At 53.0% G+C, this 22,909-nt stretch carries 15 protein-coding genes; 5 read left to right on the top strand and 10 right to left on the bottom strand.

The window, feature by feature from the left end; genetic code table 11:
* Positions 1-464 precede the first annotated feature (464 nt).
* From Q0J85_RS13555 to Q0J85_RS13575, 5 genes are all read right to left on the bottom strand, one after another.
* On the bottom strand, positions 465-1,742 hold the full coding sequence (locus Q0J85_RS13555) for a glycoside hydrolase family 1 protein (protein ID WP_294482608.1): 1,278 nt from the start codon (positions 1,740-1,742) through the stop codon (positions 465-467).
* A 266-nt stretch (positions 1,743-2,008) separates the two neighbouring features.
* Complete coding sequence (locus Q0J85_RS13560; protein WP_294482610.1) at positions 2,009-2,848, bottom strand: metallophosphoesterase; 840 nt, start codon at positions 2,846-2,848, stop codon at positions 2,009-2,011.
* Positions 2,845-4,227, bottom strand: coding sequence for a cellulase family glycosylhydrolase (locus Q0J85_RS13565; protein WP_294482612.1), 1,383 nt, complete (start codon positions 4,225-4,227; stop codon positions 2,845-2,847). Before Q0J85_RS13565 ends, Q0J85_RS13560 begins: the two co-directional genes overlap by 4 nt.
* A 213-nt stretch (positions 4,228-4,440) precedes the next feature.
* Positions 4,441-5,217, bottom strand: coding sequence for a prepilin-type N-terminal cleavage/methylation domain-containing protein (locus tag Q0J85_RS13570; protein WP_294482613.1), 777 nt, complete (start codon positions 5,215-5,217; stop codon positions 4,441-4,443).
* Positions 5,218-5,228: 11 nt separating this feature from the next.
* Positions 5,229-6,227 (bottom strand): LacI family DNA-binding transcriptional regulator, encoded by a 999-nt coding sequence (locus Q0J85_RS13575; RefSeq protein ID WP_294482614.1) that lies wholly within the window; start codon positions 6,225-6,227, stop codon positions 5,229-5,231.
* Between the two features lie 285 nt (positions 6,228-6,512).
* Between Q0J85_RS13575 and Q0J85_RS15505 the strand changes: the two genes are divergently transcribed.
* The 3 genes from Q0J85_RS15505 (at position 6,513) to Q0J85_RS13585 (ending at position 9,458) form a co-directional block, all read left to right on the top strand.
* Positions 6,513-6,686: a hypothetical protein gene (locus Q0J85_RS15505; RefSeq protein ID WP_367274664.1), complete on the top strand. Its 174-nt coding sequence runs from the start codon at positions 6,513-6,515 to the stop codon at positions 6,684-6,686.
* A 181-nt stretch (positions 6,687-6,867) separates the two neighbouring features.
* The gene (locus Q0J85_RS13580; RefSeq protein WP_294482615.1) at positions 6,868-7,191 is read left to right on the top strand and encodes a hypothetical protein; all 324 of its coding nucleotides are present in this window, start codon (positions 6,868-6,870) and stop codon (positions 7,189-7,191) included.
* 392 nt (positions 7,192-7,583) lie between these two features.
* Complete coding sequence (locus Q0J85_RS13585; protein ID WP_294482616.1) at positions 7,584-9,458, top strand: beta-N-acetylhexosaminidase; 1,875 nt, start codon at positions 7,584-7,586, stop codon at positions 9,456-9,458.
* 1,196 nt (positions 9,459-10,654) lie between these two features.
* Here Q0J85_RS13585 and Q0J85_RS13590 read toward each other — a convergent pair.
* Positions 10,655-11,458, bottom strand: coding sequence for a DeoR/GlpR family DNA-binding transcription regulator (locus Q0J85_RS13590; protein WP_294482617.1), 804 nt, complete (start codon positions 11,456-11,458; stop codon positions 10,655-10,657).
* A gap of 219 nt (positions 11,459-11,677) precedes the next feature.
* Here Q0J85_RS13590 and Q0J85_RS13595 point away from each other — a divergent pair, with 219 nt between their 5' ends.
* Both Q0J85_RS13595 and Q0J85_RS13600 read left to right on the top strand, forming a co-directional pair.
* The gene (locus Q0J85_RS13595) at positions 11,678-14,035 is read left to right on the top strand and encodes a glycerophosphodiester phosphodiesterase family protein (protein WP_294482634.1); all 2,358 of its coding nucleotides are present in this window, start codon (positions 11,678-11,680) and stop codon (positions 14,033-14,035) included.
* A complete protein-coding gene (locus tag Q0J85_RS13600) occupies positions 14,032-15,021 on the top strand; it encodes a 1-phosphofructokinase family hexose kinase (RefSeq protein WP_294482618.1) in 990 nt (329 codons plus the stop codon). Before Q0J85_RS13595 ends, Q0J85_RS13600 begins: the two co-directional genes overlap by 4 nt.
* Before the next feature lie 542 nt (positions 15,022-15,563).
* Here the strand turns inward: Q0J85_RS13600 and Q0J85_RS13605 are convergent.
* From Q0J85_RS13605 to Q0J85_RS13620, 4 genes are read right to left on the bottom strand one after another with little or no spacing between them, the layout of a single operon-like run.
* Positions 15,564-17,804: an alpha-L-rhamnosidase gene (locus Q0J85_RS13605; protein WP_294482619.1), complete on the bottom strand. Its 2,241-nt coding sequence runs from the start codon at positions 17,802-17,804 to the stop codon at positions 15,564-15,566.
* 14 nt (positions 17,805-17,818) lie between these two features.
* Positions 17,819-18,538, bottom strand: coding sequence for a prepilin-type N-terminal cleavage/methylation domain-containing protein (locus Q0J85_RS13610; protein WP_294482621.1), 720 nt, complete (start codon positions 18,536-18,538; stop codon positions 17,819-17,821).
* Positions 18,535-21,660 carry a GDSL-type esterase/lipase family protein gene (locus Q0J85_RS13615; protein WP_294482623.1) on the bottom strand — a complete coding sequence of 1,042 codons (3,126 nt, stop codon included), beginning with the start codon at positions 21,658-21,660 and terminating at the stop codon, positions 18,535-18,537. The genes Q0J85_RS13610 and Q0J85_RS13615 overlap by 4 nt, the downstream gene beginning before the upstream one ends.
* A 20-nt stretch (positions 21,661-21,680) precedes the next feature.
* A complete protein-coding gene (locus Q0J85_RS13620; RefSeq protein WP_294482633.1) occupies positions 21,681-22,661 on the bottom strand; it encodes a GntR family transcriptional regulator in 981 nt (326 codons plus the stop codon).
* Positions 22,662-22,909: the final 248 nt, after the last annotated feature.

Consider the following 22,909-nt stretch of genomic DNA (forward strand, 5'->3'; position numbering starts at 1 on the left):
CGACGCGAGAAAAAGCGGTACGAACTACGACATCGACCTCTCGCTCGACCGCCCCTCCTCCGGCATGCTCGCCTGATGCGTGTATTTCTCCTGCGCATGTTTCAACAGTGTCTCAAGACAGCGCATGGCCATATTGAGTCAAACTTCGCTGAAAGTTCGCAGAAACTGTTGTCGTGCAGCCGAACTGAACATTGCAGTTCCCGTACCTAGCCACAGGGGTGAATTTAGAGTCGCCATCAGCAGGAATTCTGCCTCCGGCAGAAAGCAAGAACACCATCAGATTGCCGAGCGCATACCTCTAACTCATAATAGCGATCATCGCTCCAGACCGGCGGATACTCCGAATCGTATTACAGAGCGTGTTGACAATGTTGGTCGGGAAAAGGCAGAAGTGACGAATTCTGCGAATTACCTGTGCGTCGGCAATTCCTTGTGGAACGAATGGTAGGGGAAAATATTTTTCTTCATGGCCGGACTCTCGGACCAGCGGGGTAGATGAACCAGTCCCGGAACTCCGGCAGATAACGGAGCAGAAGTTCACGGCTCATCGCGTTGTTCCGAATGATCTCACGATAGAAATATGCGGTCGGTTTCGGGACGCGGCGGAAAGTTTTGAAATCGACCCCGACCATGCCGAACCGAGGAACGAAGCTGGTCCATTCGTAGTTGTCAAGCAGTGACCAGTAGAGGTAGCCGCGCACATCGCAGGAGCGTTCGATCGCTTCCGAAACCGCCTGCAGATGGCGTGCCAGATAAAGAATGCGCAACCGGTCGTCGTCGCAGCAGAAGCCGTTTTCGGTAATCCAGATCGGCAAATCGCGCAGTCTGCACAGCCCGTCAACGAGCCCCTGCGGATAGAACTCTTCGAGATAGAAATCCCGATTGATCGGGCGGATCCGGTGGCATTCGTATCGAGGAGCATTGCCGTCGGCGGTCCGTGCGGTGACGAAGTGGCGGGTGTAGTAGTTGATTGCCCAGAAGTCGCAGGAGTGTTTCAACCCGTCAATCACTTCGCCGTTGCGGTAGGGAAAGAGAATCTCTCCGGTCCGGATCGCGTGGTAGAAGAAGTCGTTGATGACCCAGTTACGGATCCGGGTCCGCGCCACGTCGAACTCATCTTCCGGATCGTGGGGCTGATAGGGGCACATCGCGTGAGCTGTACTGATCGGTGCCTTCGACCAGTTTCGGATCAGTGCCGCCGCCCGAGCGTGTGCGAAGAGACAGTTGGCCTTCCGGTCGTACAGCTCAAGCGAATCCCCGTTGTTGAATTCGTTGAAGATGTTCCACAGATCGACATACTGGGCGATCTTCGGCACCAGATACTCCAGATGGCGAAGGAAAAAAACGACGTTTTCCCGCTTGCGGAACTCCCCTTTTTCCTGAAACCACTGGGGATGGGAGAAGTGATGCAGCGTGAGGAAGAGTCGGCAACCGCGTCGTTTCAGCTCCTCGAACATTGCGAGGTACCGCTTCAGCGCCTCCTCGTCGTGCCGCCCCTCCTCCGGCTCGATCCGCGACCATTCGATCGACATACGGAACATCCGGTGTTCCAGTTCACTGAGAAGGGCGAAATCCTCTTTCCAGAGGTTCCAGAAATTGCACGCTTGGCCGGAAGGTTCCGGATAGTGCTCTTCCTGTTCCCGATGCCAGTTGGAGCTGTGGATGTTGTCGCCTTCGATCTGGTGACCGGCGGTTGCCGACCCCCAGACGAAATTCTTCGGAAACCGGATTTCATCTTTCATGGAAAAAATACCGAGCATACTGAATCTCCATTTACAGATTTATCTGCAGGATTACTTTGTGTGTGTAGATTGTTACGATGGTGTGTGTCCAGCCCCCCCCAATCGGGGGAATCTGGGCGCATACAGTTATTTTAGTGGAAAGTCTTGTACATTATGCGACCTGATTTACGGTCAGACTTCGGCAGCTGGATACTGCGCGCATTAGTGCCACCAACGGCCGAGGTGCTTCTCTTTTGCTTCCTGCCAGGCGTCGTACCGCAGCGGAATTACGCAATCTCGATTTCACGCGCGCGACCGAGAAAGCTGCCAGCGGTTACGTATTGGGTGACATCTCCATACAACGGTCCTTCCCAGTCATAGTGCAGATGCCCCGCCAACACCGCCTTCACCAGCGTCTGCCGCTTCAGGAAGTCGATGAATGCCAATGTATCCGCATCGGGGCATTGAGCGTCGTTCCGGGCCGGATGTTCCGCCGGGCAGCCCATCAGCGAAGCGGATTCCGCCTTGCGCACTTCGATCTGCTCCCGGTACAATTCCCGGGTGTAGAGCGGCACGTGAAGCAGCAGCAGAATCGGATACCCTTTCGCGATTTCCGCCCGGAACCGTTCCAGCTCCTGATGCCGAACTTGTCCATAGGTATTGTCGACGGCGACGAGGTTCACGCCGCCGGCCAGACGGGCCGCGAAGCGCAGGTCGTTCGGAAACGCGGGGGCGACCAGCGGCAGGCTGTCGAGCTTGTACGCTTCGTCCTCTTGCGCCTCCCCGACATACTTGCTGAATTCATGGTTTCCCGCCGCGAAGAAGCAGTCGACCGAGGAAAGCTTTTCGCGGGCGAGTTCGAGGTTGCGGTATGAAACGAAATCGATCAGGTCTCCAGTGTGCAATACCAGTTCATTCTGGCGGCGGGCGTAGTCGAACGCCGCGTCGAGGCCGCGCCGGCAGCAGTCGAAACCATGTTTGTCATAGGCTTCGCGCCGCTGCCGGGCGAGTTCGCGCTTGCGTTCGCTGTCGCGCTCATCGGCGGAGATGAGGTGCGAATCGGTCACGTGGAGAAAACGCAGCGGCTTTGCCACGCCGATGGAGATACGGGTATGAATCGGAGTCATTTGAATTTCCTGTTCTTTTTGAAAGCCTCCAGCAGGACACGCTTGCGGTCGGTATCCTGGGCGGGGACCGGGTGAGCTCCATCGGGACCGGCGTGTTCGACGCTCCAGAAATGGGATTCGCGGAACGCATGGTAACTCCACTCCCAGCCGTATTCCTCGAAGATGGAAATCACATCTTTCAGATATTGCGCACCGCCGGGGGCGTAGCGGGCAACGGAAAACTCACCGCAGTAAATACGTGCGCCGTATTTCTTCTGGAATTCCACAACCGGCTTCAGATATTTTTTCAGCATGTTTTTATCCACATACACTCCGTCGATGACTCCGGGATAACGGGTTCCCATTCGAGCATTTTTGAATACTCCCTGATGGGTGTAGGTTCCCGGATTATAAAAATGAGTCTGGTAGACGAGATTTTTGAGCGGAAGCGGAGTGAGGCTGGCAAAACCATCGGGACCGCCCCAGTTGTTCGAGCTGATTACGATCATGCGTTCGGAATCGATCTCGCGAATCGCCCGGGCAGCGTCATACTGAATCGAAAGATAGTCGTGCGGCATTTCACAACTCTGCACCGGCTCGTTGAAGAGGTCGTAACCCATTACGATCGGGTACGACTTGAAACGGCGGGCAATTTTCCGCCAGGTGTCCAGATAGGCCCGGTAGTATTTCTCCACGCCGAGTGCCCGGTTGGCGGCAGCATTGCCGTAGGCGGCGACCGCCTCCTCTCCTGCGGTGCCAAGCGGTCCGGCGTAATCAATGCGTCCACCTGGCAGCAGGTGCATGTCAATGATGATATGAATGCCGTTCCGTTCAAAGGCAGGCAGCAGCTCTTCCAGCCGGTCCAGCTGACGGTCGATCAGGTTGTTGTAAACTTCGAGATCGACTGCCTGTTCGTTGCTTCCTTTCAACTGCCAACGGATGTTGGTCGCTCCCCATGAACCGAGGTCATCGATATCCTTTTCCGTAACCTCCAACGGATGGGGACTCATCACACCGCGGGTTATGGGACGAGCAAGAAATTCCGAGGTATATTCGCAACGGAAATCGGGCGGAAGTTCCACTGGCGGTTTCAGGAAACCACCCTGACTGATCATGAAATTGCGGAACCATACCTTGCCGGAGGTTTCCTGCAAACCGGCAACCAGCTCTCCCGATATCGCATCCTGCGGGACCTGAACCTCGAAACTAAGTTTCCGCCAATCGAATGAGCCAGCAAGTCCCGGCGCCTGAGGATAGCCTTTCCCTGTTTCCGTCTTGACGATGAACATGTATTTCAAACCGAGATAGTATTCCGGAGCCTTGGCAATATTTTCTCCTTTCGCAAATACGGTGAACAGAAGTTTCTTGCCGCGGAAAGGCTTCAGGTCCAGTTGTTTCATAACGATCCAATGCGAGCCTTGTTTCTGATTTTCCGGGACGGTCACCACAAGCGCGTCTCCGAAGTCGGTGGCTTCAATGCGAGCGAAATCCTGTTTAGGCAATTTGTCAAGCCGAACCCGTAACAAGTCGACCATGGAGGCATTGCAATATGAACAGGTTATGCATAACAACAACAGTTGTAACATCAGTTTTTTCATTTTAATATCTTCCTATCATGGAATTTCCAGTGCCAGCCCGTTCGAACCGGGAAGTACGTAGTAAGCTCCCTGATAACTCCCGAGATCGTCATACAGTTCAAAAGTCTTATATATTTTGTCTTTGTATTCTTCTTTGGAGTTGGCCGCAACGTGGCCATCTGCGAACAGCAGGTTGCCTCGGTTTTTGTGGCACAGCCCGATTTGTTGAAGCCAATTGTAACCGCAATCCACACCTGAGTAATATCGAATGGTATCGCCGGCAACAATAAAATCACTTGCATTCCTGATCTTCTTAAAATTGATCGGAGAGGCGCCGCCGTTGAGCGGGGCAACATTGCGCAGGGCGATCGGCTCAGGAAGAGTTCGGGCGGTGCCACCAGCATAGGTGATCACACCATAGGGGAACGTCCATTCCCAGTTTGCAGAGGGAAGCGCCAGTGTCGGGCAATTCAGAAAAGAACTTCCGACTCCAGCCTTTGCCGGAGCATATCCCTGCGCAGCCAAACCTGCCGCCCAAGTGGTTGCGCCACCTGAAGCACTGTGCAAATAGCTTCCGAAGATATCGTTGTTATTATCTCGGTAAAATGTAATTACCTGGCCGACCTGCTTGAGGTTATTGACGCATTTGATTGCCCGCGCTCTTTCCCTTGCACTGTTCAACGCGGGCAACAGCATGGAGGCAAGAATCGCGATAATCGCAATTACAACTAACAATTCGATCAATGTAAATTGATTACGCAACCGCGAATCACTTCGCACTGGTTGGGATACAGGTGCTTTTCGATACTTCATATCAGTTTCTCCTAGGTTGACAACGTACTATTTCGGGCGATATATCCGGAGGGAACGAGCGCAACCTGGCCAGGGCCACTCTCCCGGTAACGGATCAGAAGTTCGACTGCCTGCTCCATCATCGCGGCGGTATCGTAATTGATGCACGAGAGAGCCGGACGGAAGAGCGAAAGTACTTCAAGGTCGCCGATACCGACGATTTCGATATCCTGCGGTACCCGGATGCCGAATTGTTCCAACTGATTGATCAGCCGAACCGCAGTGACCGAACCGTTTACGATAAAGGCAAAAATATCCGACGTACGGACGTAATCGGCGATCACCTCCACACATTCCGGCAGACCGATCCCTTCAAACCGGCGTTCGAACAATTCGACTCCGGCCAACCGGCAGGCGGTCTTCGCGGATTCCTGCAAACTGCGATAGCGAGTACTGACGGAGGTAATATAGCCGATACGGCGGTGTCGCCGTGCGAGATCCGCAACCGCCAGTCGAAAACCTTCGCTATAATCGATTGCTACCGTTGCAAAATCAGACTCGTCCGAACAGTAGTTTATCAGCGGGAAATGCTGGGAACACAATGTTTCATAAAGAACCGGATCGCGCTTCAGTGAATCGGGCACATAAAAGATGCCGTCCACATTGCGGTCGTAGAGCATCCGCAGCAGTTCAACCTCTTTCTGCGGATTCCAGCCGGTCGCGCAGGTCAGCACCTGATAGCCGCGCGCTTGTGCCGCCGCAATCATGTGATAAGCCAGCATCGAATAATAGGGATCGCGCAGGTCGCCGACCACCATCCCGAATGCACCGCTCTTTCCGGTTTTTAACGTCCGTGCCGCAAACGACGGTTGGTAATTCAGTTCACGCGCGGCCGCGAAAATCCGTTCCCGGGTTTCAGCGAAAAGGCGTTCTGCCAACGGCTTGCGGTTTAGAACCAGAGAAACCGTTGAACTGTCCACCTTCGCCAGCCGTGCAATATCCGCCAGCGTCGCCCTGCCATTGCGTCCCATATGTCTTGCCTCAATGTGTCATTCAAAAGCATTAAAACGTTTGAACATTAATATTATACCAAAAAAGATTTCTAAAGTCAAGGCGAAAATTGATTTTTTTTGTTAGAATTCAGTATGCTGGTTGCGGCTTGTTCCTGCAACTCGAAGTGTTCTTGAGGGGTACCTCCTTTGTGCTTGTTCCCGTAACGTAAAGCATCTTTAGAATGTGGAGATTTATCCCTGTCTCCAAACCGTATGTAATTTACCATGACGAGAACGCTGATCTCGGCGTAAACTATTACGGCAATCGGTTACGGCATGCAGGATCTCGTGCTGGCGCTTTGCATGTACGGTTCGGGCCTTTCTGTCGTGATTGGCATTAATTCCGGAAAATTCAAGAGTATCGCTAACGCGGAGAGTTTCTTTCGGCCACCGAGGCCACCAGTGGAATCATCCACACTCTACTGCTGGCGGAGATGACCGGGCTCGTGTACGAAAAGAAGATCGTCCCGATCGTGTCCGGAGATGAGGTTTTTCGTTCTTCCACGTTCTTCCCTGCATCTTCGGTGCAATCAAGTCCCCAAAGAATGCCGATGTCATCATGATCACCCCGAAAAGCTTTGTAACGTAAGAGCACAGGTGCTTCATCGGAAAATTCGATGTGCCTGGTCTCATCGCCATCAAGCAGAATCCGAATGGCAAGGCAAAAGAGATCGTCCTTGTAATTGCAAAGGCTGAGGACGCTGCCCCACAGGAGATCTATGAGAATCTCTTCGGTGAGCAGAACGTGTTCTGCTGCGGCATGATCGACCTCATGTTATGGCTTCGGACCTTTGATCGAAGCGGGTTATCTGTCGAGGATTGCCTACTTCAGGTACATTCACAAGGTAAAGTTCATCGCCGCTTTGATCCACGATGGTGGCATCCAGAAGACGTGATCACCTCGAACACCGCAAGGAGGGGTGAATACAACAACATTTCGTGAATAATCGATCCAATCAAGGAGCACATGAAGGTGTCGCTGCGTTGCATCGAAGCAGACGAGTTCGCGGAAAAGTTGATCCTCCACTGCGATCCCCCGAATCTTAAGGCTAAGTGCGCCGTGCTCGATGAGCATCCGGAGGGAATCATCGGCAAGCCAATCAGCGCAGTTTCTTCTCGAAAAATAACTGAGTTTCCTGCATACAAGTGATTTCAGGCGGTACGACCGGTTCATGCAGAATGACTGCTTCGTCGTTTTTCCATTAGAATTACGTTTTTTCCATTTGCATCCGGCTATTGGTGTGATATTTTGTGAAAATGTAGGTTTCGGCACGACAACTCGGAGCTGGGAGGTGGTGTGCTGACAATGCTCAATAACGTGAGGGAATATTTGCTATGTCTCTGATTTCGAAGCTGGTGTGGAACACAATAGATGTGCCGGAGGAACTGCATGAACTTCTGGCGACGCTGGAGGAGGAATATCCGGTTGCCTCTTACGGCCGGGGTCTGAAACTCAAAGCGAAACGAGTGGAGGGAGAAGGAACGATTTCCCGCGTCAAACGCTCGCCCGGCACGGTGCTCGTGGAATACAACTCGATCGCGGCGGCAGCGCGTGGAATCGGTTCGGCTCTCGGGAAAATCGAGTGCGATGAAAAGAGTCCATTCAAAACGCTCGGAATCATGCTCGATGTCTCCCGTAACATGGTTATGCGGATCGACCACCTGAAAATGTGGTTCCGCCGTCTCGCGCTTTCGGGATATAACATGGTCATGCTCTACACGGAGGATGTCTATGAGTTGCCGGACGAACCATTCTTCGGCTACATGCGTGGCGCCTATACGCTCGACGAACTCCGGGAGCTCGATCTCTACGCCTCCCGCCTTGGAATCGAACTGGTCGGTTGCATCCAGACGCTCGGCCACCTCGAACAGATCCTTAAATGGAACGGAGCCTATGACAAGGTGAGGGATACCGGCAGTGTCCTCAAAGTCGACGAGCCGGAGACTTACAAGCTGATCGAAAAAATGATCCGCTTCTGGAGCGAGGCGCTCACAAGCCGCCGCATCCACATTGGCATGGATGAGACCCACGACCTCGGGCGTGGGCGTTTCCTCGACCAAAACGGGTACGAGAGCGGGTTCGATCTTTTCAACCGTCATCTTGGGAAAGTTAACGAAATCTGCAGGGAAACGGGATTTTCCCCGCTTATCTGGTCGGACATGTATTTCAGTTTCTCGAATCCGGACCAGAACTACTACGATCTCGAGCATACGGTTCCGGAAGCGGTTCAGAAAAAGATCCCCCAGAACGTGCAGCTCATCTACTGGGATTACTATCACGAAGATACCGCAACGTACGAGAAAATGATCCAGCGACATCGTGACATCGGTTTCGAACCGGTCATGGGGTCAGGTATTTGGACGTGGACACGCCTCTGGTATGACCATGAGAAAACCATGAAAACCGCCGTGCCATGCATTCAGGCATGCCGGAAACAGAAAGTCTCGGAACTTTTCTTTACGATGTGGGGAGACAATGGAGCATATTGCAACTACGACTCTTCTCTGACAGGAATCATCTTTTGCGCTGATCTTGCGTTCGGCATTCCGGTGGACGATCCTCACAAGGAGACCTCGCGTCGATTCGCCGCGATCTGCCAGAGTAGTTACGAAGCGCATCTGGTTGCTTCCGGCATCGAAGCCAAAGATGAGTATGCCATGAATCCGGCGCTGATGATCTGGGATGATCCGCTGCTCGGAATCCTCTTTGATGACTGTAAACGGCGCAATCCGGAATTTGACCTCAAGCTCAGTGACCGCTACGACGAAATGCTGCGCAAACTTCTTCCCTATCAGGAGGATTGCTTTGCCGGAGACTTCGAGCACATCATTAATGCGCTTCAGCTTCTGCTGCTGAAACTTGAACTGCGCGGAGCTCTTGAGGCAGCCTACGACCGGAATGACCGGATCGCGCTCCGGCAGATCGCCGTTTCACTCATTCCGGCAGTGATTGCAGCGGTGTGGGAGTTTGATGCATCGTTCCGCCGCCAGTGGCTGAAGTGCGCGAAGCCATTCGGGCTGGAAGTGATTCAGGCACGCAATGCGACGCAGGCGGCCCGCCTCGAAGAAACCGCATTGCGGATCCGTGAATATCTTGACGGGACAGTCGCTTCGATCGAAGAACTCGACTGCCGCCTCTCTCCGGGGGAGAAAACTTTCAACACGCTCAACTGGTTTCATCGTGTCGCCACCGGTTCAGTTGGTCTCTGAAAAAATGAATGCACACATGTTCCAGGAGAACGGATCGTCATAGTTTCTCCCCCGGAAGCGCTCGCGGTGAAATTTTACCGACATAACCATCGGCTGAGTCTCCGCGTTTACCGAAAGCCGTCTCGCCGAACTCTACGGCAGGGGCGGGCTGCAAAAAGATGTGACAAGTTCGGCGCGAATTTATTCGTTTCTCGTGGATCGAGCCGAAATCGGTCGTCGCCACGGCTGAAGCAATGTGCGGTCCATCCGAAAAGAGGAGAGGCTGCGTGGTCGTGGTACTCTGCAGATGTAGCGAAGTCAGCCTGTCTTGCGGTACAGGGCGGCAGATACAGCCGAAACTTTTCGGAATAAACTGTTACTGTGACGTTCGTCCGAAGCGTATTCCGACCGGTATTCTGTGTTTCAACGACTTCCAGAGGGTCGGCAACAACTCCGTACAGCAGCATAGTCGATCCGATGCAGAAAATCGAAAACTCATTGCCGAACAGTTCATCGTTTCGGAATTTTCCTGGCTCGTACCGAAGTTTACGCATACCATGTTTTCCGGCATCACGCGGCCGTTCGAATATGCTCGCTCTCCCGAAGGATTTCTGAATGCCAGCGCGGCCGGGAAGATGCGAATGAATGGCCGCTGGAGTAGATCCCCTTGTCTCAGACAAGCTTTCCCCTGCGATCACAACAGGTCGTGATCCCCAAACATACCGCAACATGAATTTCATCGCAATGCTGGATGGCATGGTGACCGGGCTCAAATCGACCAGATTGCCGTACCTTACCAGTTCTCCTAGTTTGGGCGGCTTTAGCACGAAATCGCGATCGCAATGCTGCGGTCGACCTGTTGGCGCTACTATTCCGAAAACTTATCGTGCAGCGAGCGATGTAGCTTGCATTGCTGTTTCCGGAGAAAATGCTGTGGAAAGAGTTCGCCTCGTTCCATCGTTTTCTCGATTCGATCGGTGTTCTGAAGACTTTGCGAGAGTATCTCGCTATCACGCTGGAACTGCTCGCCGAGTCGGTACGCCGCATTCGGTTTGGGTCGCGGAATAAGAAAAAATCCTTACTACTATTCAGAGACCAACTTTGACCCTGGAGCATATTTCAGACAATTCAACTAGTTTTTTAAGTTATAGACCTTAATAAACACCATCGAATTTTAATATGGAGAAATTGGAGCAATAACAAAAGTTGAAGCTTCATTATGAACCCTCAAAAATTGAATGCTGTTTTTCCGGCATAGAGAGAACGAGCACTCGAACCCCGCGTTTTCTCAACACCGCGACCACGGGGTGTTTTTCCGGATCGAAGTCGGTAATGAGAAGCGAAATTCGGTCTGCCTCCAGGCTCCGGCACAATGCCTTGCCGCCCAGTTTTCCCGAATCGGCGATCACAATCAGTTGCTCGGAGTTTTCCATCATTTTCCGCTGGAGTTCCGCCGCCTCTTCGCGGTTGTCATAAAGAAAATCCCCGTCGAGCGCGGTCCCGGAAATAACTGCGGCATCAGCATGAAAATGCTCCACCGTACGAACCGCCTCCGGGCCGACCAGAATCTCCGACTTCCGGTTGTAAACGCCACCGGTGAGCTGCAGCAGCGGCATTGGCTCCCCAGCCTCCGCACAACTCCGCAGCAGAGCCAGGGAATTCGTGATGACCCGCAAGTCCGGACGGGCGAGAAAATGACCGAGTTGTGCGGTAGTGGTTCCTCCGTCGACAAATATGCATCCCTGCAACGGCAGCTCCGCCGCAGCCGCCCCGGCAAGCCTGCGCTTGACTTCTCGCCGCCACTCCCGACGGAGACCGATCGGGAGAGCCGGGTCTCCACAGAAGTCAGCGGCCCGGATTCCTCCATGAAACCGGCACGCTTCGCCGTTCGCAGTCAGAAATTCAAAATCCCGGCGGACCGTCACTTCACTGACCCCGAATCGATCGGCGGCTCCGGCGCTGGTCAGAATCTCCCCCCGACGCAGCAGCCGGATCAATTGTTGAATCCGTTCTCGTTTCATGGAAATACTGTACTCAAAAAAAGACATTTTGCAAGTGGAAGAATGATCGAACATTCATTTTTTTTGAATGTTTGAAAGTTTTCTGACGGATTCCGGCCAATTCCGATTGTTTTCCGCGCCAATACGATTACACTAAATGGCAAAAGGTCGAAACAATCCATCCTTCAACCGAAAGGGAAAACGATGCCGAGATTCTTCAAAGTGGTAGGTCACCGCGGGATGCCTTCCCGTTATCCGGAAAACACGTTGCCTTCGTTCCGTGCCGCCATCGAAGCGGGAGTGGATGCCATCGAGTTCGATGTGCACCCGACCCGCGACGGGCGGCTGGTCGTGACGCATGATGACACACTCGAACGATGCAGCAACGGCACCGGTCCGGTTCGCGACCGGACGTTCGAGGAACTGCGGATTCTGGATTTCGGCTCGTGGAAAGAGAGCAAATTTGCAGGCACGCAGATTCCATCCCTGGAAGAAGTGATCGATCTTGCCTGTGGAATGAGCGGCACCGTCGAACTGCTGATTGAACTCAAGGAGGACGATCCGGCCTGTGCATTGGCCGTGCTTGAGGAGATTACGAAACGCGAACTGCTTCACCGGGTCGTCGTCCTTTCGTTTTACGCGAATCTGCTGAAACTGCTGCATGAGCGCGAACCCCGGCTGCGGGTGCAGGGATTCCCGCTCGAAACGTTCGCGAGGTCCGAACCGGATGCCTACGAGTGGCTTTTCCGGCTCTGCCTCTGGCGCGACGGAATCACCCGGGAAAAGATCGACTTCTTTCATGCGCGCGGAATCGAAGTGGACGTCTGTCCTGTGGACTCCCGGGAAGAACTCGAAGCCATCCGGAATCTGGAAGTCGACACCGTGACCACCAACGCCGCCGATGTGCTGATGCCGCTGCTGCAGGATCTTGAACTGCGTCCGGCTCCGCTGCCGCGGACATTCGCAGCCTGGCGACTCCATGGGAAAGGGATGGAGCAACTGATCTGCGAGGAACTGCTTCTCCCGGAGCCGGGACCGGAGGAGATGCTTGTCCGCATCGACGCGGTCGGGCTCTGCTTTTCCGACATCAAGATCATCCGGGCGGGCGGCGATCATCCGAAGCTCTATGGAAGAGACCTGGCCGCCAGCCCGCTCACGCCGGGCCATGAAGCGGTGATGACCATCGTCAAAACCGGCGATGCCGTTCCGCTGCATTACGCCCCCGGGCAACGATTTCTGATTCAGTGCGACATCTACGTCAACTCCCGCAGCTGCGCCTACGGTTATGCGATGGATGGAGCATACGCGCAGTACGGTCTCATTGATGCGCGGGGCTGGAGAGGCGAAGGACGCAGTTATCTGCTCGATTTTCCGGAGAGGCTCTCCTGTGTGGCCACCGCCCTCATCGAACCCTGGAGCTGTGTGCGCGGCTCGTATGGCATCCGGCATCGGGACACCCCAATGCCGGGCGGCCGTACGCTCATCGGATCGGGAAAGGGAGAAAGCGGGAGTCTCCGGGCGGGGGAACTTTTCCGCACCTTCGCTCCCGGCGAAATCGCCGCATTTCAACTTTCGGAGACAGCCGTCCGAAATCTGGAAGAGGAACTCGGTCGGCCGGTTGTGCGGTTGACCGACCTTCCCGCCGGGGAACGGTTCGACGATATCGTCTGCTGGAATGTGACCGATCGCGGACAGGCCGAGGCGCTCGCGGAGCTCGCCGGGCAGCATGGCATCGTCAGTTTTCTGGGGAAAACACCTGACGTGCCCTGTCGGATCGACGTCGGCGCCCTGCACTATCAGAACCGTTATTATCAGGGGGCGACCGGCGGGGATATCTCCGCTCTTTACCGCAGGGAACGGCGAACCGGACTGCGTCCCGGCGGCAACGCCTGGTTCGTCGGCGGCGCGGGAGCGATGGGACAGATGCACGTGGAACTGGCCATTTCCGCCCCGGACAGCCCTTCCCGAATCCTCGTCACGGACCTCGATACGCAGCGGCTGGAACACCTGAAACGGCAACTCTCCCAGCGGGCCGCGGCAAAAGGAATCGAATTGAAATTCCTGAATCCCGGCGCCGTCGACCGGGAACGGTTTTCTGAGGAGCTCCGCCGCTTTGCGCCGGAAGGATTCGACGATGCGGTCATTCTCGTTCCGAGCGCGGCACTTGTGGAGGAAGCGGCTCGGTTCCTCCGCGATGGAGCGCTGGTCAATGTTTTTGCCGGAATCCCTGCGGGGGAGAGCGCAGCTCTCGATCTCGGGGCGATCACCCGCCGGGCAGTCCGCTACACCGGTTCCAGCGGCAGCAGTTTCGACGATATGGCCGAAACCCTGCGTCTCGCCGCGACGGGGATACTCCACCCGGAGCGCGCCCTCGCCGCCATCGGCGGCATGAACGCACTGAAAAAAGGTTTGGAAGCTGTAGCGGCAGGAAGTTTCCCCGGAAAAACCGCGATTCTGCCACACTGTCCCGACCTTCCCTTAACCGCGATTTCCGATCTCGGTAAACTGGATCCGGAACTCGCCGCCACCCTCGATGAAAACGGCTGCTACACGCTCGCGACCGAAAAAGCATTGATCCGGAAGTGGGGGAAAGCATGAATCGCCCCTCCCCTGAAATCCTCGTATTGGGCGCGAATCCGGCCTGGCAGAAGACCCTCACATTCCCCCGGCTAATGCCGGGCGAAGTCAATCGTGCGACCGCGCGGGACGCCTATGCCGCCGGGAAAGGCGTCAACTTCTGCCGGGCAGCGGCCTGCCACGGACGCTGCCGGACCCGGCTCTTCCAATTCAGTGGTGGCGGGAACGGAGAGCGTCATGAGGCGGAACTCCGAACCGAGGGAATCCTTTTTCACCGGATTCTCACCACAGCGGAAACCCGTTGCTGCCTGACCTGTCTGGATCAGGCGACAGGAGAAATGACCGAACTGATCGAACCCTCCTCCCCCGTGACCCCGGAAGAAGCCTCGGCGATGGCCGCTCTTTTCGCGGAACATCTTCCCGCCGCCGCGGGCGCCGCCATCGTCGGAAGCCTGCCGGACGGGACGGATCCGGAACTCTATTTCCGCATCACGCAACTTGCGAAGGAACAGGGAGTTCCCATCCTCTTCGATGCGGTTTCCGGAATCGCTCCGGCGCTCGATCTAGCGGAAAGGTTCGTTTTGAAAATCAATCGTCGAGAACTTCAGAAGCTGACCGGAGAAGAGGTTGCGGAAACGGCGCTGACGGTCGCGCGCAGACGCTGGCCGGAAGCGGTTTTCGTCATCACCGGCGGACCGGAAGCCGCATGGCTCGCCGTCGAAAACGAGACGTATCGCTGCAAACAGCCGCCGCTGTCGATTCTCTCCCCGCTCGGAGCTGGCGACACCTGTTCCGTGGTTCTGTTCTCGGAACTGCTCTGCGGAACCCCGGTGAAAGAAGCGTTCCGACTCGCACTTGCGGCGGCCAATGCCAACTGTCTGATTCCGCGAGCCGGGAACTTCGAACCGGAAACGCGCGATGAAATAGCTTCACTCCTCTCCGTTGAATCGTTCAACCAATACGAGGCAAATTATCCTTTTTTTATCGAGGACAAGAATGCATATTAAGGATACCTTGCCTTGGTTCGAGATTGCGCTTATCATGTTGATTTTTTCTGGCACTGGATTCACTTTCTGAACAGGAGTTTTCCCATTTGGGGAATACTTCTGCCTTTCAATTCATCGTTTCGAATTCCAGTTTCATCACCCCAGAAAATATTTGCGTCTTCCGTTTTGGCCTGTTTCTTGATGTCAGAAATTTATGTTCCGAACAACAACGTTGTTTCGCTGATACGCTCGTTTTACCGATTTTGAGAGGTGCCCCCAGCGTCTCAAATATTCGCCAACCATACATCGGCATGTCGATTCCAAACAATGATTGGATGTGCAATTTTACTGCCTGACGAGTCCAGAGCGCAAACGGAAGTTTCAGCTGATCCGGACAATGATCTATCAAATCACTTTTATCTGCGCTTCCTCATGCGGCGACAAATGACGGCAACTTCTGACAGGACGACCTCCCTTGTTTACGTTTTCAGTTGTCGAAGTCCATTTTTTGAATGAAAAGTAACCCCCGTTGGCTTTTTGATATTTCGCTTTTTTTATGAACGTTATGTGAGAAGTGCCGAATGCGACCGGAGAACCGGAGAAAACGTCAAATCGACGATACACCGAAATCGGGCTGAACCGGAGGAGAGTATATGACGGGAACCATCCGGCATCACCAGCAATCCCGCACCACCTTGAGGAACCGTGATGTCGATCTCGAATTCATCGCCATTTATCCTCCAATCGGAGAGGTAGCGGCAATATTCAGAACGGCAGGCGGAAATGACCGGCATCGGTTGTATTTCCAGATACCGTTTGCCGGGCTGCTCCCAACTGTGCCGAAAACCACCAAGATAACGAAACATCCAAGCACTGATATCGCCGTACATGATGTGGTTACGTGATGAAGTTCCATTCCACATTTCTCCGAGAGTGGTCATCCCCAGATCAATCCAGTGCGCCCAGCCGGGGAATTGGCGTCGTGTGAAAAAACGGAGCGCAAGATCAGCGCGGCCGTTTTCCGCCAGGACGCGCGGAATGTACTTTGCGCCGAGAATGCCGAAATCACACGCGTACTCCGTCTTTTCAGCGTATTCAATCAGAAATTCGAGTGCACCAAATTTCTCTTTTTCCGGAACCAGTCCATGATAAAGTGCGCAGCCTGTTGCAGTGAATTCGCCGATGCCGTTGCCGGTTCCATAGCGACCGCCTCCGAGATGAAATCTGCGATGAAATGCCTGGGCAATCGAATCCGCGAGAACCGTATAACGAATCTCGTCAGCCTTGTTGCCGAGCAGTTGGGCGAACTTCGCCAGATATTTTGCATCTCTGTAATAATAACCGGTCGAAGTGATTTGCGCCGGGCAGATTTTCTCCCAGTCAGGCGGGCACCAGTCGCCAAGACCGAAGAAAAGTATATGATCGGTTGCCATGGATTCGCAAAAATCAAGATAGCGTTTCATTCCGTCATAATGTTCCCGAATCGCGCCATCATCCCCGGTATGAAGATAAAGATCATACGGCAGGGAAAAGAGTACACTGTCCCAAGCCGGACCGCTTCCCCAGTTGAACCCGAAGCCCCCAGTCGGCGCGAGTGCAGGAAGCTGGCCGCTCCGGCGTTGGAGATCGCCAAGAATCCGTAACCAGCCGCGATAACCGGAAGCGGCTTCGAAGTTGAATAGTCCCGTTTCGGCAGCCAGCATCACATCGCAAGTCCACCCGCTTTTTTCACGGTGAGGACAGTCAGTCGGAATTCCTACATAGTTGGAACGGTAGGAATTGAGTGTCATGCTTTGAAGGCGGTTGAGCGTTGAATCAGATGTGACAATCTCTCCTGCCGTCTTGAATGCCGTACCGACCTCACGGGCTTCGATTTTGTGGATCTTTGCCCTGCCTCGGATTTTCGCCTCAATATACCGGAAACCGTGATAGGTGAAACGCGGTTCCCAAATTTCAGTTCCGCTGCCTTTCAAGATATAACGATCGGTCTGGAATTCCCCGGAGTGGATATACATATCCTGATATTCCACGGAAAGCTCTCCCGCCGGAGTCAGCCGTTCAGCATAGCGGAGAGTAATTTCTGTTCCTGCTTCCCCCTCAACAAAAATACGAGCCCAACCGGCAAGATTGCGCCCGGCATCATAAACATTGAATTTTTCAGTCGGCCGGGCGATGAATGTCGCCAGTACTTTGCATGGAGGCTGCAGTTCCTGCTCCAAGTCTCCTCCGGGAGGGGCGATCCGCATTGCCGGCGGCCATTTCGTATCGTCGAAACCGTTGGTACACCAGCCGGGCATTTCCAGCCGGGCATCATAGAACTCACCATTACGCAGAGCATTGAAAGTGATCGGACTCTCGCCGACACGCCAACTCTCATCAGAACACAGAACTTCACGCCCGTCCAGCTCCAGCTTCAAGGTCATTTTAGGACAATCCCGCCATGGAGCCGCCCAAAAGCACCATTCATCTTTTGTGTTAGGGTTGTACCAACCGTTGCCGAGAATTACGCCGACGGTATTCCGCCCCGGCTTCAGATAAGCGGTCACATCATAAACCGCATAGTTAATTCGAGTCAGATAGTTGCTGGGAACCGGATCAAGCACACGATCTCCAACCTTGTGTCCGTTGAGATATAATTCGTAAAAACCGAGACCACAGATCAGAATACGGCCATTTTGAAACGAATTGCTGACTTCGAACTCACGACGAAAAACAGGTGAGTTTTCCCGGGTATCCACCTCGTATCCACGTTTCTTTCCTGGAGCAGCAATCCAGAAACCGAGCCTGATATTACAATTTTGCATGAGAACTCCAGACTTCACGGAATTGCGACTTTTGTACCGCCGATAAAAGCGACAGAAACATCGTCAGCCGTCAATTCCCGCAGATTCATGGAATCGACATGACCGTCCGCATAAGCAAGATTTGCCGTTTCATTATGGACAAGGCCGAGGCCGCCGCCGATATCAACACGCGGTTCAAAACAATAGATACCTCGAGATTCATCCCCTTTTTTCTGCGTATCAGCAAAAACCGGTATTTTTGTCGGGGCTTTCATACGTCCGGTTACCATGCCGAAAAAAGAGGGAGAATTTCTAAGAAAAAAATCACCATACGTTTCTTTCTTCATTGCGTACCAGTTGCAGGTGGAACTATTCGGCAGGTAAGCCTGGTCCGGATGATTGATACCCAAAGAGGCATTGAAATTATTCGAGTCGTTATTGGTGGATTGCGGAGTTGTTTTCGGACAATAAACCATTTTCACATCCAGATTGAATACGTCGGTGAGCCATCTGCCACCCCAGACATAATAAATGCCGTCATAATCGCCGGAATACAGAATCTGCGCTTTCATCAACTGATTCAACTTGCCGGAGCAGGAGCTCTTCTTTGCACTTTCCCGCGCCCTGTTCAGCGCCGGGAGCAACATGGCCGCTAGAATTGCGATGATCGCTATCACAACTAATAATTCAATAAGAGTGAAATTTTTTCCCGAGCCGTCTGCCGCCGCAACATTAAATTTGGAATGAAGTTTCATTTTTCTTTCCTTTCCGTTGATTGGAGAATGAATTTCTTTACAACCGGGTCCTCAATAAAACTCCGGGCCATAACTTCGATACCACGAGTGTTAGGGTGGACACCACCTCCATATTCTTTTTTCATATTGCCGTTACCGTCATTCATAACCTCATACCAGTCATGCAGTAAAATCTGCTCCTGCCTGCAATATTGCCGCAGCAGTCGATTCAACTTCACGGCTCGTTCCGGCTGCGGACGCGGCAGAATCGTGCAAACGATTACGTTGATTCGTGCCGAACGGAGACGTCTGATGATATATTTCAGGTCAGTCATTGCCTGAGTCGCAGAAGAATTGTTGGTCCCCAGTAAAAGCAACACCAAGTCAGGCTGAAGCGCAATTACATCGCTTTCAAGACGTTTTCTGGCGTTAATCGTGTCGTCACATGCCATTCCGCCGTTGCCGATCTCAAGCCCGGCCAATTTCCCTGCTGTATCCTGCCATCTGCAGTGATGCGTAATTGAATCTCCAAAAGCCAGAATCCCGCCTTGATGTCCACCGCCGGCAATCTCCAGTTTTTCCACCGATACGGGAGCATCGAACGCCACGAAGCCGGAACGAAACAGCGTCGGCAGCGGTGCGCCCCCTCTCCAGAGCTCTTGTCCGTTCACCTTGACGACAGCCCAGGTGAATTCGGAGATGACCTCCAGACTGTTCAGTGTTGCAGTTTCCAGCTGTCGCTGAAAGATGATCTGTTCCGGCAGCCATCCCGTCCCCTCCCGCCTCCGGACGGAAACGGTAAACAAACCTGTTGCCCCATCCAGTAGAAAATAATAGCCGTTATCCGGTACGCCCACATGTTCCACCAGCCGCAGCCCCGCCTTGCCCTCCGGCTTCAGAAAGCGGAAAGCAGTTTGAATTTTCACTTTTTTCAAAGCAGAGTACTGAGCTGCATAAAGCGCCTCAAAGTCGCCGCCGGAGTTCTGAAGGCCCGCGCCGACATGCCGCCAAGCTCCTTCCTTGCTCAGTTTTTCCTGCAAACTGGCCCGGACCGGCCAGACCGTTTTTCCGGCGATCTGCGGTGTATACGGTTTCCCGTTCACGGTATTTCCATGAAAAGTCAGCTTTTCGGCATTGGTAATTTTAAATGCTTCTTTTTGCGGATTTACAATCCGGTTGTTGATAAACTCAATTCCGGAGGAACTCGCAATCGTAAATGCAGGCTGATGGCAATTGACCAATTCATTGTTCTCGAAAGTGACATGACGAACGTGACGGCCTGTGGCGATTTCGTTATCTGGATTCAGAACATAAAACTCAGTCCGGAGACCGCCGGAATTGCGGATTTTGCAGTTTCGCACCAAAACGTTGATCGGCGGCGGCCCTTCACGCCAGGTCGTAAAAGCACCGATTTTTGAGGCAAAGGACTCGATATTGGCAATTGTTACATTTTCCACCAGTGCGTTATCACACTGAATTACCGGACCGCAATTACGATTGTCGGCAAACACGCAGTCGGCAATGACTTCCCAGGCGCCGGCCCGAAACGGATTGAATGCGACATCCGGCATTTCCCGCCTGGACTTTCCGAAGTAAATTTCTCTTAACTCATCTTCCGCCGGCGGTTCGCTGTTCAGAGAATCAAAAGACTTGATTCGACTTGGAATCTGTTCTTTGACCATGGTTGCACTTACGTTGTATTTACGCCAGTTCCGCCGTACTGTCGTTTCCGTCGCGGTGAGGCCGGCCCGGATTTCTCCCGTGGCGGAATCATAGACATAAGTGATATCGCCGGCAAGGGCTTCTCCGCCGTGTGTAAGCAGTTGATGATCCTGTACGGCGGCGACATACCAGCCCCGGTTATAAGTGTTGATCGGGTCGTCGCCCATTGCACGGAATTCGCAGTCGATTACAGTTGGTCCGATTCCGCTGTACAAACCGGAATTAGCGGCATGGATACCATCGCCGTTGGTGGTAAAGCTCAAGCCCGGCAACGGAACAATTCGTACTTTTGAATAGGTGCTGGCGTGTGAAGCATGGTTGACCAGCGCCAGATCCCAGGAATTGTGAATCGTAATCCGGTCCAACATACAGAAACGGCTGCAGGAAAATACCACCACCGAACCGCCTCGACGTCCCGGACAGGCAATACGCATGCCCGGTCGCACTTTATGAAACGGGCCGCGCCGAACTGTCATTCGGATTTTTCCTGAAGGCAACGTCACCAGACTGTCAGGTACGGGCCAAAGATCTCCCGTAACCAGTGAGCCGTCTCTCCTGAAGCACAACTTGGGGCCGCCGTACCCGGCAACCTGCGGCGCATCTGCCGGCAGGGAGGGAACGATATGCCTTCCGGTTATCGTCTGTGCTTCCGGGTCTACCGATTCCACTTCCATTTCCATGAAAGGAACGGTGCGGTTCAACAGAACCAGATTTCGCAGTTGAATATTTTCCGATTTAAAAACGCGAACCCCATTTTTCTCATTCACACCAAAAATCAAAGTGGTATCGGGCGTTTCACCTTCAACAGTAATATTTTTCTGATTGTGGAAAGCAAGATGGCTCTCCTCATTATCAACCCGGTGAACCTTATTGAGAAGATAACGCCCTTTGGGCAGGAATAGTTTCACCGGAACGCCATTCATTCCGGCGATCTTTGCAAGTGCTGTCTGAAAAGCATCGGAATCATCAGTGATACCATCGCCTCGGGCACCGAAATCACGGATTGAAAGAACTATCTCCTTCTGTTCACTGAACAGCCGGGCGAGTTTCTCTTCATCCGATAGATAAGTGCAGAGATTCTTAAGATGTAAAATAGCACGTTCCGCAAAGAAAATATCATCCTTGTCTGCTGATTTGAAAGCGGATTCGATATAAGCGGCAAGCCGCTCGGCCATTTCCAGACGCCGGGAAATCCGTTTCCGCTGAATCGGAGTGAACGCCTCACCGAACCGGGTTTGAAACCCGGCGATCCATTCTCTCTGTGCGGCAAGCTCTACCGGCAACTTCCGATGCAGCTCTGCAGCACGCGCCTCCGGGAAACCCTCCGGATCAAAACAACGAGCGGATTGCGCACTGACGGCTATCATACTGCAACAACAGAAAAAAGCAGTCAGTAAGAACCTTTTCTTCATCAAAATCATTCCTTATCATTCCTTTCCGGTTATTTTCCCATGATGTCATGGACAAAATCATCTGCGACTTGATTCAAGTCGATATCCCAGTAATCCGCAGGAAGAGAACAGAAGTATTCCAGGCCTAAGTTACGATGCAGAAGCAGCCGCAAATCTTCCGGAACACGGATTCCGAGTTCCAACACTGCTTGAATCGCACCTTGCACAGCGGAATCCGGCATCACGATCAATAAATCCGGCCGCGTCGAGCGAGTCAATAATTCCCTTGTGAAGTCATAAACCGCCGCACCGCAATTTTGCGTAAAGCCACCGCAGAGGGGGAATTGCCGTATATATTTCGGCATCAATTTGATTCCGATGCGCCGAAAGCGCTCTGGAAAATGTTCATAAATGTCTTCCGGTGCTATCAAAGCAACCCGCCTGGCTTCAAATTGTTTCACCAACCCGGCAACATGTTCCAAATGATAATCGATAGTGGGATAAAAGTACCGAATCGGAAAGTTACCGAAAAACTCACGCCAACTGATAACCGCAACAGCTTGAATTCTTCCGGCGGCAACTGCATCGGCCAAGTCCTGCGGCGGACTCTTCTGCTCGGAAAAGTCCCGATAATCATTGAACACAATGCAGGAAGCACCTTTGGCAGTCAATTTCTGTTCAACCAGCGAAGCAAACATGTAAGTGTACATAATGTTGCCATTCTGCCGCATGGAATGATCGATATAAATACCAATCCGGGTAAAGTCACCACGTTTGGGGGCAACAAATGTCCCATGCCCCTGCGAACGGGTTAGATACCCTTGAAGAACCAGTTCGTTAATCGCAAGTTTCACGGAATAGGGATTCGTATTCCAATATGCTGCCATTTCTCGCAACGATGGAAAGCAATCTCCGGTCGAAAACCGATTCGATTCTAGCTTTTCACGTAGATAACTTGCTAACTCGATATGAAATCCCACATTTCGTGGGGGTATAAAATCATCAAATTCTTTGACCATAATCTTTTTCATACCATCTCCTGTACTTCTGCGCCCCTGGAATTAATTATATAACATCTGACGAGAAAAAGCAATACCCAAAGCCAAAAAATATTAAATTTTATTGAAACAGTTATAACTTTTTGCCGAAGATACGACATGGAAAAGCACTGCTGTCCGGAGAAAATCAGCATAAAACTCATTGAAGAGCCAATTTCAAAAGTATTGGCTCTCTCGTGTTAATCACTTGTTTTTTCGTGCGTCAAAACCGTTTCGGCGCA

Origin of the sequence: uncultured Victivallis sp., from assembly GCA_944389935.1 — a bacterium.
In the GTDB taxonomy this organism is placed as follows: Bacteria; Verrucomicrobiota; Lentisphaeria; order Victivallales; family Victivallaceae; genus Victivallis.

Coding starts and splice junctions, on each gene's coding strand:
- Q0J85_RS13555 (WP_294482608.1), bottom strand. CDS start 1,742: ATGAAAGATGAAATCCGGTTTCCGAAGAATTTCGTCTGGGGGTCGGCA.
- Q0J85_RS13560 (WP_294482610.1), bottom strand. CDS start 2,848: ATGACTCCGATTCATACCCGTATCTCCATCGGCGTGGCAAAGCCGCTG.
- Q0J85_RS13565 (WP_294482612.1), bottom strand. CDS start 4,227: ATGAAACAACTGGACCTGAAGCCTTTCCGCGGCAAGAAACTTCTGTTC.
- Q0J85_RS13570 (WP_294482613.1), bottom strand. CDS start 5,217: ATGAAGTATCGAAAAGCACCTGTATCCCAACCAGTGCGAAGTGATTCG.
- Q0J85_RS13575 (WP_294482614.1), bottom strand. CDS start 6,227: ATGGGACGCAATGGCAGGGCGACGCTGGCGGATATTGCACGGCTGGCG.
- Q0J85_RS13585 (WP_294482616.1), top strand. CDS start 7,584: ATGTCTCTGATTTCGAAGCTGGTGTGGAACACAATAGATGTGCCGGAG.
- Q0J85_RS13590 (WP_294482617.1), bottom strand. CDS start 11,458: ATGAAACGAGAACGGATTCAACAATTGATCCGGCTGCTGCGTCGGGGG.
- Q0J85_RS13595 (WP_294482634.1), top strand. CDS start 11,678: ATGCCTTCCCGTTATCCGGAAAACACGTTGCCTTCGTTCCGTGCCGCC.
- Q0J85_RS13600 (WP_294482618.1), top strand. CDS start 14,032: ATGAATCGCCCCTCCCCTGAAATCCTCGTATTGGGCGCGAATCCGGCC.
- Q0J85_RS13605 (WP_294482619.1), bottom strand. CDS start 17,804: ATGCAAAATTGTAATATCAGGCTCGGTTTCTGGATTGCTGCTCCAGGA.
- Q0J85_RS13610 (WP_294482621.1), bottom strand. CDS start 18,538: ATGAAACTTCATTCCAAATTTAATGTTGCGGCGGCAGACGGCTCGGGA.
- Q0J85_RS13615 (WP_294482623.1), bottom strand. CDS start 21,660: ATGATTTTGATGAAGAAAAGGTTCTTACTGACTGCTTTTTTCTGTTGT.
- Q0J85_RS13620 (WP_294482633.1), bottom strand. CDS start 22,661: ATGAAAAAGATTATGGTCAAAGAATTTGATGATTTTATACCCCCACGA.